The following is a 16,171-nucleotide window of genomic DNA, read 5'->3' as shown; positions in this document are numbered from 1 at the left end:
GGCGATGGGATACCCCGATATCGCTGATCTCGTGTTGATCATGCGTGCGGTCGCGGCCTGTTGTCTACTCCGGGACGCGGCGGTAGGCGCCGTCGCTGGCCGAGGTGGCCATCGAGGCGTACGCGCGCAGCGCCGCCGACACCGGCCGCTGCCGGTCCACGGGGGTGTACGGCTTGTCGCGCTTCTCCTCGGCCACCCGTCGCGCCTCCAGCTCGTCGGCGGGCACGTTCAGCTCGATGGACCGGCCCGGGATGTCGATGACGATCTCGTCGCCCTCGCGGACCAGGGCGATCAGCCCGCCGGAGGCGGCCTCGGGGGAGGCGTGCCCGATGGAGAGGCCGGACGTGCCGCCGGAGAAGCGGCCGTCGGTGAGCAGCGCGCAGGAGCGGCCCAGCCCGCGACCCTTGAGGAACGAGGTGGGGTAGAGCATCTCCTGCATGCCGGGGCCACCCTTGGGGCCCTCGTAGCGGATCACCACGACGTCGCCGGCGACGACCTCCTTGGCGAGGATCGCGGTCACCGCGTCGTCCTGCGACTCGTAGACCTTCGCCGGGCCGCGGAAGGTCAGACAGTCGTCCGGCACGCCTGCGGTCTTCACGACGCAGCCCTCCGGGGCCAGGTTGCCGTGCAGGATGGCGAGGCCGCCGTCCGCGGAGTACGCGTGCTCGCGGTCGCGGATGCAGCCCTCGGCCGCGTCGGTGTCGAGCGTCGACCAGCGGTTGGTGGTGGAGAAGGGCTCGACGGTGCGGACCCCTCCCGGTGCCGCGTGGAACAGCTCGACAGCCGTCGGCGTCGGCGAGCCGCCGCGCACGTCCCAGTCGGAGAGCCACTGCGCCAGCGACGGGGAGTGCACGGCGTGCACGTTCCGGTTGAGCTGCCCGGCCCGGTCCAGCTCGCCGAGGATCGCCGGGATGCCACCGGCCCGGTGCACGTCCTCCATGTGGTACTTCGGGGAGTTCGGGGCGACCTTGGCCAGGCACGGGACCCGCCGGGAGATGGCGTCGATGTCGGCGACGCCGAAGTCCAGCTCCGCCTCGCGGGCGGCGGCCAGCAGGTGCAGCACGGTGTTGGTGGAGCCGCCCATCGCCACGTCCAGGGCGACCGCGTTCTCGAAGGCGGCCTTGGAGGCGACCGTGCGGGGGAGCACCGAGTCGTCGTCGCCGTCGTACCACCGCTTGGCGATGTCCACGACGGTGCGGCCGGCCTCGACGAAGAGCGACCGGCGCGCGGCGTGGGTGGCAAGCGTCGAACCGTTGCCGGGCAGGGCGAGCCCGATCGCCTCGGTGAGGCAGTTCATCGAGTTGGCGGTGAACATCCCGGAGCAGGAGCCGCAGGTGGGGCAGGCGGAGCGTTCGATCTCGCCGAGCTGGTCGTCGGTGACCGCCTCGTTCGACGACGCGATCATCGCGTCGATCAGGTCGATCTTGCTGTGCACGACGCCCTCGATCGCCGTCGTCTTACCGGCCTCCATCGGGCCGCCGGAGACGAAGACGGTCGGGATGTTGAGGCGCAGCGCGGCCAGCAGCATGCCCGGGGTGATCTTGTCGCAGTTCGAGATGCAGACCAGGGCGTCCGCGCAGTGCGCGTTGACCATGTACTCCACCGCGTCGGCGATCAACTCCCGGCTGGGCAGGGAGTAGAGCATGCCGCCGTGGCCCATCGCGATGCCGTCGTCGACAGCGATCGTGTTGAACTCCCGCCCGACGCCGCCGGCCTCGGCCACCGCGTCGGCGACCAGACCGCCCATGTCCTTCAGGTGGACGTGACCCGGCACGAACTGGGTGAAACTGTTCGCGATGGCGACGATCGGCTTTCCGAAATCGTCGTCGGTCATCCCGGTGGCCCGCCAGAGGGCCCGGGCGCCGGCCATCGTCCGACCGTGTGTGGAAGTCCTCGATCGCAGCTCAGGCATGCGTACCAGCATGACACCGCCGCCGCGTCAGGCATCGGGTGTATCCGCCGTGTCCCAACAGATGCACATCCGGTCTCCCACGGCGTGCGCTCATCCGGCACTCTTGATGGCGTGCATCTCCCCCCGGGCATGGTCGCCGTCGCGGCGTTGAGCGGTCTGGTCGCAGCCGCGGCCACCGTGCTGCTGACCATTGTCGCGCGGAGGCGCAGCGGGCCGCGCCGGCCGGCGCACCTGCTGCTCGCGGCCGCCGCCGGGACGTCCCTGGCCAGTCTGTTGGTCGGTCTGGTGGCCGTGCTCTCCACCAACGAGCACTGGGCCCACGAGCAGAGTCAGCGCACCGGCTGGGCCACCGTGGCGGCGATCGGCACGGCGGTGAGCGGGCTGGCCTTCGCGGCCGGGCTGCTCCGGCTGCCGGGGGTCGCCGCCACCGCCGCGGGGACCGCCCGGCTCGCCCTGGACGGTCTGACCATGGCGGCGGCGCTGTGGTTCGTCGGCTGGGTGCTCTTCTCCGAGCCGACCCGGCTGCTCGGCGCCGCCACGCCGATGGCCTGCCCGGCGATCCTGGTGGCGACGGTGAGCGCTGCGCTCGGCGCCGGCCTCGCCGTGATCGTCGTCTTCCGGGCGGCCGCCCCGCGTCAGCGGCTGGCCGTGCTCACGGCCGGGATCAGCGCGGTGAGCTGCGGCGGGCTGGGCCTCAGCGCCGGGCTCTGCCAGGCGGGGCCGACCATGGCACTCGCCGGTGCCGCGGTGCTGGCGGCCGGCCTGCTGACCGTCGCGCTCGCCGTTCACCAGGCCGACCGGCCCGGGCACGTCGAGCTGGACCTGATCGGTCGCGACGGCGAGTACGCCATCGCCCCGATGCTGGCCATGGCGGCCTCGGCGATGTACCACCTCCTGCAGGACGGGCGGTTCACGGCGCCCGCCATCGTCGCCGGCAGCGTCGAGGGCTTCGCCCTGGTGGCCCGGCAGTACCTCACCCTCAAGGACGTCCGGGACTACGCCGGCCGGCTGGCCGAGCGGGAGGCGCACTTCCGCGAGCTGGCGCACACCGACCCGCTGACGTCGCTGGCCAACCGGCGGGGGCTGCTGCGCGCGCTGCACGACGGCGCGGCGGCGGGCACCCCGTGCGTGCTGCTCGGTCTGGATCTGGACGGCTTCAAGAACGTCAACGACATGCGCGGCCACGACGTGGGCGACGCCGTGTTGGCCGAGGTGGGCCGCCGGCTGCGCGGCAACCTGCGCCCGGGTGACGTGGCGGCCCGGCTCGGCGGCGACGAGTTCGCCGTGCTCATGCCGGCCCCGCCCACCGAGGCGGACCGGGTGGCCGAGCGGCTGCTCGGCGTGCTCAACCGGCCGTACGACCAGCCGGAAGGCCCGGTCTTTCTGTCCGTGAGCATCGGCGTGGCCGGGTGGGCCGGCGAACCCGACGTGGAGCTGCTGCTGCGCCACGCCGACCTGGCGCTGCGCTACGCCAAGCAGCGCGGCAAGAACCGGATCGAGCGTTACGACGCCGCGTACGACCAGTTGCTGCGCCGCCGCACCACGCTGGAGCACGAGCTGCGGGGCGCGATCGAGCGCGACGAGCTGCGGTTGGCCTTCCAGCCGGTGGCGTCGCTGCCGTCGGTGCGGCCGGTCGGCGCCGAGGCGCTGCTGCGCTGGCACCACCCCGAGCTGGGCAACATCCGCCCGGACGAGTTCATCCCGCTCGCCGAGGAGTGCGGGATGATCGCCACGCTCGGCGCCTGGGTGCTGCACCAGGCCTGCTACCAGCTCTCCCGTTGGCTGAGCGACGGGCACGACGTCTGGGTCTCGGTGAACGTCTCGCCGCGCGAGCTGCACGCCCCGGAGTACGTGGTCCAGGTCGCCGAGGCCCTGCGCGCCCACCATGTGCCGCCGCAGCGGCTGGTGCTGGAGGTCACCGAGCACGCGGTCGCCACCGACCTGGACGAGCTGATCCGGCGACTGACCGCGCTGCGGCTGACCGGCGTACGGATCGCGCTGGACGACTTCGGCGCCGGCTACTCGTCCCTGGGGCAGCTGCGCCGGCTGCCGATCGACATCCTGAAGATCGACCACAGCCTGGTGGCCGAGCACGAGCCGGTCCGCCCGGTGGGCCAGGACGGGCCGGCGTTCGCGCCCATGGTCGACATCGTGATGCGGCTGGGCCACCAGTTGGGCCTGGAGGTCATCGCCGAGGGGGTCACCACGCCTACCGAGCTGGCCGCGGTGGTCGCCGCGGGCTGCCGGTTCGGGCAGGGCGCGCTGTTCGGCTGGGGAGTGCCGGCCGAGCACCTGGAGGCGATGCTGGAGGCGGCCACCTCGCCGGGTGCGCGGCCCGCTCCGCTGCCCGCTCCGCGCCGGGTTTCCAGCGGGTCCGGCCAGGTCATGCCGTCTGGTGACGGCGCGGCGTCGGCCGACTCGCCGCCCTCCGTTAACCAACATGTGGGATCAGTTGACTCATCGCGTGAGATGCGTCAGGCTTAGCCGCATGTCGTCGTACCGGTCGCTGCGAGTACTTACCTGAGCGCACTCTCCCTCATCGAGAGTGCGCTGGCCCCGTGCATCTGCACGAGGGCCGTTTTTATTGCCGTCGGAACCTGTCGCGACGGGCCCATGCCCGCCTCGCATCGCTGAACAAGCCCCAGCCACTCCAGCCGAAGGCCAGAACCGCCATGACGAGACCCACGCCCGAGACCCTCGCCCACACCGCCCGGCGGGCCCGCGCGACCGCCGACCCGGCCGGCACCGTCGACCCCGCCGCCGCGCGCGCCGCGGCCACCCCGGCTGTCCCGGCCGTACGGACAGCCGCGCCGGCCCAGGTCTCCGGCGCCGGCTCGCTGGTGCGGTCCCTGGAGGCGCTCGGCGTCGACGTCGTCTTCGGCATCCCGGGCGGCGCGATCCTGCCGGCGTACGACCCGCTCTACGACTCCACCGTCCGGCACATCCTGGTCCGCCACGAGCAGGGCGCCGGGCACGCGGCGACCGGGTACGCGCAGGCCACCGGCAAGGTCGGCGTCTGCATGGCGACCTCCGGTCCGGGCGCGACCAACCTGGTCACGCCGATCGCCGACGCGTACATGGACTCGGTGGCGATGGTGGCGATCACCGGTCAGGTGGCCCGCCCGTCGATCGGCACCGACGCCTTCCAGGAGGCGGACATCCAGGGCATCACGCTGCCGATCACGAAGCACAACTTCCTCGTGCAGACCGCCGAGGAGATCCCGCAGGTGCTGGCCGAGGCGTTCCACCTGGCCAGCACGGGCCGGCCCGGCCCGGTGCTTGTCGACATCCCCAAGGACGTGCTCCAGGCGTCGACCACCTTCTCCTGGCCGCCCACCCTGGACCTGCCCGGCTACCGGCCCACGCTGCACCCGCACGGCAAGCAGATCCGGGAGGCGGCGCGGCTGATGGCCGCGGCCCGGCGGCCGGTGCTCTACGTCGGCGGCGGGGTGCTCAAGGCCGGTGCCACCGACGGGCTGCGCCGGCTGGCCGAGCTGACCGGAATCCCGGTCGTCACCACGCTGATGGCGCTCGGCGCGTTCCCCGACTCGCATCAGCAGCACCTGGGCATGCCCGGCATGCACGGCACGGTCGCCGCGGTCTACGGCCTGCAGAAGGCGGATCTGATCGTCGCGCTGGGCGCACGCTTCGACGACCGGGTCACCGGCAAGCTGGACTCGTTCGCCCCGGACGCGGCAGTCGTGCACGCGGACATCGACCCCGCCGAGATCGGCAAGAACCGGCACGTGGACGTGCCGATCGTCGGTGACGCCAAGCACGTCATCGACGAGCTGATCGCCGCCGTCACCGCCGAGCGGTCGGCGGGGCACACGGCCGACCTCGGTGACTGGTGGACGCAGCTGGACGACCTGCGCAACCGTTACCCGCTGGGCTACGACGAGCCGGTCGACGGGACCCTGTCCCCGCAGTACGTGATCAAGCGGCTGGGCGAGATCGTCGGCCCGGACGCGATCTTCGTGGCCGGGGTGGGCCAGCACCAGATGTGGGCGTCGCAGTTCATCTCCTACGAGAAGCCGTACACCTGGTTGAATTCCGGCGGCCTCGGCACGATGGGCTACGCGGTTCCGGCGGCGATGGGCGCCAAGGTCGGCAAGCCGAACACGGTGGTCTGGGCGGTGGACGGGGACGGCTGCTTCCAGATGACCAACCAGGAGTTGGCCACCTGTGCGTTGGAGGGCATCCCGGTCAAGATCGCCGTCATCAACAACGGCAATCTCGGCATGGTCCGCCAGTGGCAGACGCTCTTCTACAACGAGCGCTACTCCAACACCGAGCTCGGCACCCACAAGCACCGCATCCCGGACTTCGTCAAGCTCGCCGAGGCCCTGGGCTGCGTCGGGCTGCGGTGCGAGAGCGCGGCTGACGTGGACAAGACCATCGCCGCCGCGATGGAGATCAACGATGCGCCAGTGGTGATCGACTTCGTGGTCGGCAAGGACGCGATGGTCTGGCCGATGGTCGCCGCCGGCACCAGCAACGACGAGATCATGTTCGCCCGTGGCGTCCGCCCGGTCTTCGACGAGGATGACATCTGACCATGAGTGAGCGAAGCGAACGAATCATCAAGCTCAGTGCTGCGCATGGCCATGCCATGACCGAGCGAAGCGAGGCCATGGCATGACGATGCACACGCTGTCCGTGCTGGTGGAGAACAAGCCCGGCGTACTCGCCCGGGTCTCCGGCCTGTTCTCCCGGCGCGGGTTCAACATCGACAGCCTCGCCGTCGGCGAGACCGAGAACCCCGACGTCTCCCGGATCACCATCGTGGTCAACGCGGAGTCGTCCCCGTTGGAGCAGGTCACCAAGCAGCTGAACAAGCTGGTCAACGTGCTCAAGATCGTTGAGTTGGATCCGCAGGTCTCGGTTGCCCGCGAACTGCTGCTGGTGAAGGTCCGTGCCGACCGGTCCGCGCGGTCGCAGGTGCTGGAGACCGTCAACCTGTTCCGCGCCCGGGTGGTCGACGTCGCACCGGACACCCTGACCATCGAGGCAACCGGCACACCGGACAAGCTCGACGCGCTGCTGCGCGACCTCGAGTCCTTCGGCATCAAGGAAATGGTCCAGTCCGGGCTGGTGGCCATCGGGCGCGGCTCGCGTTCGATCACCGCCGGCCCCGCGCTGCGCGCCGCCTGACCCATCCGCACAGACCACGACGGGCACTCAGGCCGTCGTACGAAAGGGAAGTTCTCATGAGCGTTGAGGTGTACTACGACGACGATGCCGACCTCGGCCTGATCCAGGCCAAGAAGGTCGCGGTGATCGGCTACGGCAGCCAGGGGCACGCCCACGCGCTGTCGCTGCGCGACTCCGGCGTCGACGTGGTGATCGGTCTGCCGGAGGGCTCGAAGAGCCGTCCGAAGGCCGAGGAGCAGGGCCTGCGGGTGCTCACGCCGGCAGAGGCCTCGGCCGAGGCGGACGTGATCATGGTGCTCGCGCCGGACACCGCCCAGCGCAAGATCTACGCCGAGTCGATCGAGCCGCACCTGGCTCCGGGCAAGGCGATCTTCTTCGGCCACGGCTTCAACATCCGGTATGGCCTGATCAAGCCGCCGGCCGAGGTGGACGTGGCGATGGTCGCGCCCAAGGGCCCCGGCCACCTGGTCCGCCGCCAGTACAGCGACGGCAAGGGCGTGCCCTGTCTCGTCGCCGTCGAGCAGGACGCCAGCGGCAACGCGCTCGCGCTCGCCCTCGCGTACGCCAAGGGGATCGGCGGTACCCGGGCCGGCGCGATCAGGACCACCTTCACCGAGGAGACCGAGACCGACCTCTTCGGCGAGCAGGCGGTGCTCTGCGGCGGTGCCTCGGCGCTGGTGCAGACCGGTTTCGAGGTGCTCACCGAGGCGGGCTACGCCCCGGAGGTCGCGTACTTCGAGTGCCTGCACGAGCTGAAGCTGATCGTCGACCTCATGTACGAGGGCGGCATCGCGAAGATGCGTTACAGCATCTCCGACACCGCCGAGTACGGCGACCTGTCCCGGGGCTCGCGCATCATCGACTCCCGGGTCAAGGACGAGATGCGCAAGATCCTGGGTGAGATCCAGTCCGGCGAGTTCGCTCGCGAGTGGGTCGCCGAGGACGAGGCCGGCCGGCCGAACTTCACCAAGTGGCAGGCCGAGGGTGCGGCGCACCCGATCGAGGAGACCGGCCGGAAGCTGCGCGGCATGATGAGCTGGGTCGACCGCCCGATCACCGAGACCGCCTGACACGTTCCACACCAGCACGGTCCACCGGCGGCCGGCGGTCCAGCGCTCTCCCCGGCGCGGGTCGTCGGCCGTTGGCCGTAGCACCTAGCGCCAGCGGCTTTCCATCGCCTCGGCCTCAGCGGCTGTCCAGGCGGCCTGTTCGTGCTGGCCGAGGCCCTCGAAGACGCTGGCCTGGGTGCGCAGCGCAACGACGACCCGGTGGTGGAGAAGGCGGTATCGATTGGGATCGTGTTCGGCCAGCCAACGGTAGTGCCCGACCGCCTCCTTGACCGCCGCCACGGCCGCCTCCGGCTCGCCGAGCCCTGCGTGGCACTTCGCCAGCACGAACAACAGTCCGCCGAGGATCGGCCGGGCCCGCAGTGGCCGCAAACGGGTCACGAAGGTCAGCTCCTCGCGGACGTCCGCCGCCAGCGCCAGGGTTTCGGCCCACCGTCCCTGGGCGGCGAGGGAATCAGCCAGCCCTCCCACCGCCTCGAAGTGGGCCTGCCAGTAGTTCCGTCTTGTCCAGCCGGAGAGCCGCCGAAAGATTTCGACCGCCCCCTCTCGGGCGATCAATGCCTCAGCTGGCGAGTCGAGCACGGCCCGGCAGTATGCGACCACGGTGAGGGACCGAGCCAGAGCAACCTGCTCATGGATGTTGAGCGGCGCGCAGCGTAACCACGTCTCCCGGGCCCGTTCGGCGAGCGACAACGCGTCCCGGGGTTCGTCGTGGCAGAGTTGGGCGGCCACCATCAGCTGCGCCGCCGCTAGGACGACGAGGCCGTCCCGGTTGGTCGCGTTCTCGACGTACCCGATCGCCTCCCGGCCCTGCGCGATTGCGGATCCGACGGTGCGATCGTCGGGAACCGAACCCTGCGCGACGAGCGCCCGCGCGAGCCCCACCTCGTGCCGGCCCGGCCGGTCCTGGACCAGCCGCCGGTAGAGCGCGACCGCCTCGTCCGCGGCGGCGGTGCGCCGGGGCACGAAGCTGCGTCGAATTTTCACCTGGTGGGACCGGGTGACCAACGCCTCGGCCAGCCTCGGACCGAACCGCGCGAGATCGACGCGGGTCAGCTGTCGGAGCAGCGTGATGCGCACGGCGAGCGACAAGGGCGGCTCCTCCCGCAGGGCTGTGCCTCCGGTTGTAGCGGGCGCGGGCAACCGTGTCGGTCCGGTGAACGGGTGATGTCCATCGCTCGGCCGCGCGTGTGAGGGCACTCACCCCGAAGACCGGAACACGCCGGCCAGCGTGGCCCCTACGATCGCGGGTAGGTGCGCTGAGCCGGCACCTGACGGCCACGGCACGGATCAGCGCGGGGCGCAGTGCGGCGCCCCGCCGCCCGGGCCGATCGCAAACACGACCTCTACGAGGACCGATGAATCCTGTCGTACTGATCGCCGAAGAACTCGCCCCCGCCGCCATCGAGGTGCTCGCTCACGACTTCGACGTCCGTCACGTCGACGGCACCGACCGTCCGGCCCTGCTCTCGGCGCTCTCCGAGGCCGACGCCGTCATCGTGCGCAGCGCGACCCAGATCGACGCCGAGGCGGTCGCCGCCGCGCCGCGACTCAAGGTGGTCGCCCGGGCCGGCGTCGGGCTGGACAACGTCGAGGTGCCGGCCGCCACCGCACGGGGCGTCATGGTCGTCAACGCGCCCACCTCCAACATCGTCTCCGCCGCCGAGCAGGCCGTCGCACTGCTGCTCGCCGTGGCCCGCAACACCGCGAGCGCCAGCTCAGCGCTCAAGGCGGGGGAGTGGAAGCGGTCGAAGTACACAGGTGTCGAGGTGCAGGGCAAGACCGTCGGCGTGGTCGGGCTCGGTCGTATCGGGGTGCTCTTCGCGCAGCGTATCGCCGCCTTCGGCACCCGGCTGATCGCGTACGACCCGTACATCCAGCCGGCCCGTGCGGCGCAGCTCGGCGTCCGCCTCGTCGGGTTGGACGAGCTGCTTCGCGAGAGCGACTTCATCTCCATCCACCTGCCGAAGACCCCCGAGACGGTGGGCCTGATCGGTGAGAAGGAGCTGGCGATCGTCAAGCCCGGCGTCCGCATCGTGAACGCCGCCCGCGGTGGCCTGGTGGACGAGCAGGCGCTCGCCAACGCCATCGCCGAGGGTCGGGTCGCCGGCGCCGGCGTCGACGTGTACTCCAAGGAGCCGTGCACCTCCTCGCCGCTGTTCGCCTTCGACAACGTGGTGGCCACCCCGCACCTGGGCGCCTCGACGCACGAGGCGCAGGACAAGGCGGGCCTCGCGGTGGCCAAGAGCGTGAAGCTGGCGCTGCAGGGCGAGTTCGTCCCCGACGCGGTGAACGTCCAGGCCGGCGGCGTGGTCGCCGAGGACGTCCGCCCGCTGCTCCCGCTGGCCGAGAAGCTGGGCCGCGCGTTCACCGCCGTCGCCGGTGGGGTCGCCGCAAGCGTCGCCGTGGAGGTGCGCGGCGAGATCGTGGGCCACGACGTGTCGGTGCTCAAGCTCGCCGCGACGAAGGGCCTGTTCAGCTCCGTCGTCGAGGAGCAGGTCACCTACGTCAACGCCCCGCACCTGGCCGCCGAGCGCGGCGTCGAGGTCACGCTGGAGAGCCTGGCCGAGACGGCCGACCAGCCCACCCTCGTGACGGTGCGCGGCGCTCTGCCGGACGGCCGGACGGTCAGCGTCTCCGGCACGGTCACCCACTCCGGCGCCCGCGACGTCCCCCGGCTGACCGAGGTGGACGGTTTCGACGTGGAGATCGCCGCGGAGGGCATCCTGCTCTTCCTGCGCTACGCCGACCGGCCGGGCGTCGTCGGCACCGTCGGCACCCTGCTCGGCGAGTCGGGCATCAACATCGCCGCGATGCAGGTGGCCCGGCGTGAGGCGGGCGGCGAGACCCTGATGACGCTCACCGTCGACCAGGCGCTCGGCGCGGACCTGCTCACCTCGGCGGCCGACTCGATCGGCGCGACCGCCGCCAGCGCGGCGGACCTGCGCGACGAGTAGTCGGCGGTCACGCCACCGGCCGCGCACGATCGGCCGCGACGGCACAGACGGCAGCACCACGGGGGGGCCCGGCGACGCGCCGGGCCCCTCTGTCGTACCCCCGGGTGCGGGGGATGCCCAGCCCTCGGGGTGTCACGCGGCCGGGATGCCCGGCCCACCCCGCCTCGGGTCAGTGGGGCAGCCGGGCCGGGGGCGGGTAGACCGAGCCGTCCTGCGGGTCGAAGAGCATCAACCCGTGCTCCCCGGCCAGTCGCTCGATGTCCAGCAGCACCTGGTCCGCGCAGGTCGGGTGCAGGTTCAGCTCGACGTGGTCGTGGGCGGCGTGCAGCGGCGCCACGGCCCACGGGCTGTCCGGGCCGGGGTGTCGGTCCGGATAGGACGCCGTGATCGCCCGGTAGAAGCCGACAACGCGCGGGTCCGGGTAACGGTCCACGTGCCGCCCCTGCCGGCAACCGTCGACAGCTGCCCGCACGTCCTCGGGCGTCGCCCCGTCCTCCAGGGCCCACACACTCAGATCGAAACTCACGGCGGACAGCGTGCCATCCGTCGTTCACCATGTCGAAACTGCCTCGCCGCAGGCCAATCGCCGACCCGCCACGCACCGGTCGGGAGAGTCCGCTGTGGAGACTCTTGCGTCGAGTTGCGTCGATTCGCTAGCGTACGACTGCGGTTACTGGCCGCAGGTCGCGGCGCCGGCCCGTCTTCGGGTGGCGCGGCCGACGTCCGGCCCGACCGGTCCGCACCCCTCGATTGTGCGAGCCACGCGCACTCGTCGCTGACCGGCCCCCACAGCCGTTGCCGAGGCCGTGGGGGCCGATCGCAGCGGCCCGACCGGCCGACCGCGCGGGCGGCCGAGGTGCGAATCGGGCCGGGGTTCAGCGCCGGTGGGCGAAGAGCGCGCGATAGTCGGAGCCGCCCCGGAACCACGCCAGGCCGGTGGGCCCGGCGGCGTACAGCGCGGTGGCGTACGCGTCGGCGACCGTCAGGTCCGGGCCGACGACAGTCGCGGCGACGAGCTGGTTGGCCGGCTCGCCGGTGTGCGGGTCGACCACGTGCCCCTGGCGCCCGGTCACTCCCGAGGTGCCGACGGCCCCGGCGGTCATCTCCAGCACCAGCGGTGCGCGCTCGGGTGCCGTCGGGTGGTGCACCGCCACCCGCCACGGTCCGCCGTGCGGCGCCCGGCCGCGGACCACCAGGTCGGCGCCGGTGAGTACTGCGTAGTCGTGGATGCCCGCGGCGCGCAGCCGGGCGGCGGCACGTTCCACTGCCCAGCCGCCCAGCAGGCCGCCCGGGTCGAAGCCGCCGGGCACCGCCCAGGCGTCGAACCAGCCGTCGGTGGCGGCCCGCATGGCCGTGCAGCGGTCCACCAGGTCGGCCAGCGGCGGGTACGACTCCGGGGTGATCTCCCCCCGCCGCAGCATGGAGACCAGGCTCTCCGGGCGGTTCGGGCCGTAGGTCAGGTCGATGGCGCGCAACTCCGCGACGCTGTCCCGCAGCGCCTCGCCGACGCCTCGACGGCCGAGCCGGGCGGGAGCGTTGAGCAGCAGGGTGTATTCGGCGGTGGCGGTGCGTACGGTGTGCTGCACGGCGATCCGGCCATCGGTGGCGGCGGTCGGGTCGATCCGGTGTCGGCGACTGCCGAGTCGCAGGTCCGGCCGGCGATTCCGGAACGTCGAAGGATCCGGCCAGCGGGTCCGCGGCTGCTCGTCGATGCGCATGGCGCCTGCCCCCTCCCAGTTGACGTCGCGTCGTCACGACCACCGTTCGCGGGCCCCCTGACCCGCTGCCCCCACCGTAGGCAGCGCAGATGATCGCCCCATGAGTCCCAGCTGAGAGGGTGCTGTGTATCCGCCGGTCCCAGATATTGGAAGGATCGTACCGGGTTGCGGGACACCGACGTACCGTTGCCGGGACAGGGCAGTCGAGCGTGGGGAGTACGGGCGTGGCGCGGATCGCGGTGGTGGCCGGGGACGGCATCGGGCCCGAGGTGGTCGCGCAGGCTCGGAAGGTCCTCGACGCGGTGCTCCCCGGCGTGCAGGCCACCGAGTACGACCTCGGCGCCGCCCGCTGGCATCGTACCGGTGAGGTGCTGCCCGACTCGGTGCTGACCGAGCTGGCCGGGCACGACGCGATCCTGCTCGGCGCGGTGGGTGACCCCACGGTTCCGCCTGGTGTCCTGGAACGCGGCCTGCTGCTCAAGCTCCGGTTCGCCTTCGACCAGTACGTCAACCTGCGCCCGTCGCGGCTCTGGCCCGGCGTCGCCGGGCCGCTGGGCAACGTGAAGCCCGGCGAGGTCGACCTGGTGGTGGTGCGCGAGGGCACCGAGGGGCTCTACGCCGGCGCCGGCGGCACCCTGCACCGCGACACGCCCGCCGAGGTCGCCACCGAGGAGAGCCTCAACACCCGACACGGCGTGGAGCGGGTCATCCGGGACGCGTTCGCCCGTGCCGACCGCCGGGAGCGGCGCAAGGTCACCCTGGTGCACAAGACCAACGTGCTGACCCACGCCGGGTCGCTGTGGGCGCGGGCCTTCGAGGCGGTCGCCGCCGAGCACCCGGACGTCACGACGGAGTACCAGCACGTCGACGCGGCCGCGATGTTCCTGGTGACCCAGCCGCAGCGCTACGACGTGGTGGTCACCGACAACCTGTTCGGCGACATCCTCACCGACATCGCCGCCGCGGTCACCGGCGGGATCGGGCTGGCCGCCAGCGGGTGCATCAACCCCGAGGGCGCGTACCCCTCGATGTTCGAGCCGGTGCACGGCTCCGCGCCGGACATCGCCGGGCAGGGCGTCGCCGACCCGGTGGCCGCGGTGCTGTCGGTCGCGTTGCTGCTGGAGCAGCTCGGGCACGCCGAGGCGGCGACGCGGGTCAACGCGGCGGTCGCCGCCGAGCTGGCCGGCCGCACCCCGGGGGCGGCACTGCGCACCGCCGAGGTCGGCGACCGGCTCGCCACCCACGCCGTAGCCTGACCGCCGCGACCCGCCAGGGTCAGCGGCGGCATCCGCCTGTCCGGGCAGTCCACCCGGTCCCGAGCGGCCCTACCTTCTGAACGACCGTTCGGGGTAAGTTTCTGGCACAACCATGTCGGTGTGCGATCCCGCATGCCGTTGTTCCCCAGGGAGGTCAGCGCTATGAGCGGTGGTGACAAGCTCGACTTCGAGATCCGTCCGAATCCCGCGCCGGTATCCGCCGCCGACCGGGCCGCCCTGCTGGCCAACCCGGGGTTCGGCCGCGTCTTCACCGACCACATGGTCACCGTGCGGTACGCCGACGGCAAGGGCTGGTACGACGCCCGGGTGGAGGCGCGTGGCCCGATCCCGATGGACCCGGCCAGCGCGGTGCTGCACTACGCGCAGGAGATCTTCGAGGGGTTGAAGGCGTACCGGACCGCCGACGGCGGCGTGACGATGTTCCGGCCGGACGCCAACGCGGCCCGGTTCGTCGAGTCGGCGCAGCGGATGGCGATGCCGGAGCTGCCGCCCGAGGTGTTCGTCGACTCGCTGCACAAGCTGATCGAGATCGACCGGGAGTGGATCCCCACCGGCGAGGACGGCAGCCTCTACCTGCGGCCGTTCATGTTCGCCAGCGAGGTCTTCCTCGGCGTCCGCCCGGCCAACGAATACCTGTACATGGTGATCGCCTCGCCGGTGGGGGCGTACTTCACCGGTGGCGTCAAGCCGGTCACGGTCTGGGTCTCCCCGGATTACACCCGCGCGGCGCCCGGAGGCACTGGCGCGGCCAAGTGTGGCGGCAACTACGCCACGTCGCTGGCGGCCCAGGCGGAGGCCATCGAGGCCGGCTGCGATCAGGTGGTCTTCCTCGACGCGGTGGAGCGCCGTTTCGTCGAGGAACTGGGCGGCATGAACGTCTTCTTCGTCTACGACGACGACTCGGTGGTCACCCCGCCGCTGAACGGCACGATCCTTCCCGGCATCACCCGGGAGGCGATCATGACGCTGGCCGGCAAGGCCGGGCACTCTGTCGAGGAGCGGCCGGTCTCGTTCGCCGACTGGCAGGCCGACGCGGCCAGCGGCCGGCTGCGCGAGGTCTTCGCCTGCGGCACCGCCGCGGTGATCACCCCGATCGGTCAGGTGAAGTTCCCCGACGGTGAATTCCTGATCGGTGGCGGCGAGCCCGGCCGGGTCAGCATGTCGCTGCGGCAGCAGCTGGTCGACATCCAGCGCGGCAAGGCCGCCGACCCGCACGGCTGGGTGCGCAAGGTCCTCTGACGACCGGCGCTGACCGGCCCGTGCGAACGGGCCGGTCAGCGCGGCGGGTCAGATCTCGTCGAGCAGGTGGTCGCGCAGGGCCGCGAGCTGCTCGTCGGTCACCCCGGCGTGGCGCAGGTACGCCTCGATCGAGCCGTGGCCCGCGCGCAGCTCGTCCAGGAACATCTGCATGGCCTCGGCGGGCGAGGCCAGGAACGGCGCGGGCACCGCCGCCGCGTTCGGCATGGTCTCGGCCAACCAGGCGCTGAACCGGGCCGAAGCCTCCGTGCTCAGCGCGTAGTCGGCGGTGATGTCGGCGTCGACGACGCCCAGGACGGCGAGGGTGAGGGCGCAGACGATGCCGGTGCGGTCCTTGCCGGCCACGCAGTGCACCACGACCGGGGCGTTCGCGGAATCGGCGATCAGTCCGATCGCCTCGGCCAGCCCCGCGGTGCCGGTCTGGGCCAGGTCGGCGTACCGGTCGGCGAGGTAGCGGGCCAGGTCGGTGCCCTTCTCGTGCGGCGTACCCGACCAGTCCTCGTGCTCCGGGTGGATGTTGCGGTAGGTCAGCCCCTGGTACGCGGGCACCCGACCGTCGCGCTCCACCTCGGTGGGGCGGCGCAGGTCGATGACGGTGCGGATGCCGATCGCGGCGAACGCGTCCCGGTCCTGCTCGTCGAGGCGGTGCAGGGAGTCGGAGCGGTAGAGGCGGCCTCGGCGCACGGTGCGGCCGTCGTGGCTGAGGTAGCCGCCGACGTCGCGGAAGTTGAAGGTGGCGGGCAGCGGGATGTGTCGTTTGTCCTCGGTGGCGTCCACGTTCACACGGTAACGGCCGGTGGGCTCGCGTCCCACCGGCCGTTGAGCCCGA

Annotated in this window: 12 protein-coding genes; 7 read left to right on the top strand and 5 right to left on the bottom strand. The window is 72.0% G+C overall.

All coding sequences use genetic code 11. The annotated features are described in order from the left end of the window. Positions 1-64: 64 nt before the first annotated feature. Positions 65-1,912 (bottom strand): dihydroxy-acid dehydratase, encoded by a 1,848-nt coding sequence (gene ilvD / locus AB0B39_RS00620; protein WP_234581299.1) that lies wholly within the window; start codon positions 1,910-1,912, stop codon positions 65-67. A gap of 111 nt (positions 1,913-2,023) precedes the next feature. Here ilvD and AB0B39_RS00615 point away from each other — a divergent pair, with 111 nt between their 5' ends. The 4 genes from AB0B39_RS00615 to ilvC all read left to right on the top strand — a co-directional run bounded on the left by AB0B39_RS00615 (position 2,024) and on the right by ilvC (position 8,136). Further along, a complete protein-coding gene (locus AB0B39_RS00615; protein WP_357573133.1) occupies positions 2,024-4,396 on the top strand; it encodes an EAL domain-containing protein in 2,373 nt (790 codons plus the stop codon). Between the two features lie 188 nt (positions 4,397-4,584). Beyond that, positions 4,585-6,468, top strand: a complete 1,884-nt coding sequence (locus tag AB0B39_RS00610) for an acetolactate synthase large subunit (RefSeq protein ID WP_357573132.1) — start codon at positions 4,585-4,587, stop codon at positions 6,466-6,468. An 82-nt stretch (positions 6,469-6,550) separates the two neighbouring features. Continuing rightward, entirely contained in the window at positions 6,551-7,066 is a 516-nt protein-coding gene (gene ilvN, locus AB0B39_RS00605; RefSeq protein WP_124815780.1) for an acetolactate synthase small subunit, read from the top strand. Between the two features lie 56 nt (positions 7,067-7,122). Next, positions 7,123-8,136 carry a ketol-acid reductoisomerase gene (gene ilvC, locus AB0B39_RS00600; protein WP_234581295.1) on the top strand — a complete coding sequence of 338 codons (1,014 nt, stop codon included), beginning with the start codon at positions 7,123-7,125 and terminating at the stop codon, positions 8,134-8,136. Positions 8,137-8,220: 84 nt separating this feature from the next. Here the strand turns inward: ilvC and AB0B39_RS00595 are convergent, their stop codons facing one another. Then, the gene (locus AB0B39_RS00595; RefSeq protein ID WP_357573131.1) at positions 8,221-9,225 is read right to left on the bottom strand and encodes a hypothetical protein; all 1,005 of its coding nucleotides are present in this window, start codon (positions 9,223-9,225) and stop codon (positions 8,221-8,223) included. A gap of 266 nt (positions 9,226-9,491) precedes the next feature. Between AB0B39_RS00595 and serA the strand changes: the two genes are divergently transcribed. Beyond that, positions 9,492-11,090 (top strand): phosphoglycerate dehydrogenase, encoded by a 1,599-nt coding sequence (gene serA, locus AB0B39_RS00590; protein ID WP_357494189.1) that lies wholly within the window; start codon positions 9,492-9,494, stop codon positions 11,088-11,090. 169 nt (positions 11,091-11,259) lie between these two features. Here serA and AB0B39_RS00585 read toward each other — a convergent pair whose 3' ends face one another. Together AB0B39_RS00585 and AB0B39_RS00580 are read right to left on the bottom strand one after the other, a co-directional pair. After that, positions 11,260-11,616, bottom strand: coding sequence for a hypothetical protein (locus AB0B39_RS00585; protein ID WP_234581292.1), 357 nt, complete (start codon positions 11,614-11,616; stop codon positions 11,260-11,262). Positions 11,617-11,965: 349 nt separating this feature from the next. After that, complete coding sequence (locus AB0B39_RS00580; protein WP_357494191.1) at positions 11,966-12,808, bottom strand: FAD:protein FMN transferase; 843 nt, start codon at positions 12,806-12,808, stop codon at positions 11,966-11,968. Positions 12,809-13,032: 224 nt separating this feature from the next. On the opposite strand from AB0B39_RS00580, the gene AB0B39_RS00575 reads away from it, so the two are divergent. Both AB0B39_RS00575 and AB0B39_RS00570 read left to right on the top strand, forming a co-directional pair. Then, positions 13,033-14,064: a 3-isopropylmalate dehydrogenase gene (locus AB0B39_RS00575; protein ID WP_234581289.1), complete on the top strand. Its 1,032-nt coding sequence runs from the start codon at positions 13,033-13,035 to the stop codon at positions 14,062-14,064. Between the two features lie 162 nt (positions 14,065-14,226). Continuing rightward, positions 14,227-15,324 (top strand): branched-chain amino acid aminotransferase, encoded by a 1,098-nt coding sequence (locus AB0B39_RS00570; protein WP_357494193.1) that lies wholly within the window; start codon positions 14,227-14,229, stop codon positions 15,322-15,324. 48 nt (positions 15,325-15,372) lie between these two features. On the opposite strand, the gene AB0B39_RS00565 is transcribed toward AB0B39_RS00570, so the two are convergent. Then, entirely contained in the window at positions 15,373-16,119 is a 747-nt protein-coding gene (locus AB0B39_RS00565; protein ID WP_357573130.1) for a tyrosine-protein phosphatase, read from the bottom strand. Positions 16,120-16,171 lie beyond the last annotated feature (52 nt).

The organism is Micromonospora sp. NPDC049114, from assembly GCF_040648635.1.
In the GTDB taxonomy this organism is placed as follows: Bacteria; Actinomycetota; Actinomycetes; order Mycobacteriales; family Micromonosporaceae; genus Micromonospora.
This window is presented reverse-complemented; position numbering and strand designations above follow the sequence as displayed.

Bases quoted from the DNA above. Each gene is read 5' to 3' on its own strand.
- AB0B39_RS00570 (WP_357494193.1), top strand. From the start codon at position 14,227: ATGAGCGGTGGTGACAAGCTCGACTTCGAGATCCGTCCGAATCCCGCG.
- AB0B39_RS00580 (WP_357494191.1), bottom strand. From the start codon at position 12,808: ATGCGCATCGACGAGCAGCCGCGGACCCGCTGGCCGGATCCTTCGACG.
- ilvC (WP_234581295.1), top strand. From the start codon at position 7,123: ATGAGCGTTGAGGTGTACTACGACGACGATGCCGACCTCGGCCTGATC.
- serA (WP_357494189.1), top strand. From the start codon at position 9,492: ATGAATCCTGTCGTACTGATCGCCGAAGAACTCGCCCCCGCCGCCATC.
- ilvN (WP_124815780.1), top strand. From the start codon at position 6,551: ATGACGATGCACACGCTGTCCGTGCTGGTGGAGAACAAGCCCGGCGTA.
- AB0B39_RS00610 (WP_357573132.1), top strand. From the start codon at position 4,585: ATGACGAGACCCACGCCCGAGACCCTCGCCCACACCGCCCGGCGGGCC.
- ilvD (WP_234581299.1), bottom strand. From the start codon at position 1,912: ATGCCTGAGCTGCGATCGAGGACTTCCACACACGGTCGGACGATGGCC.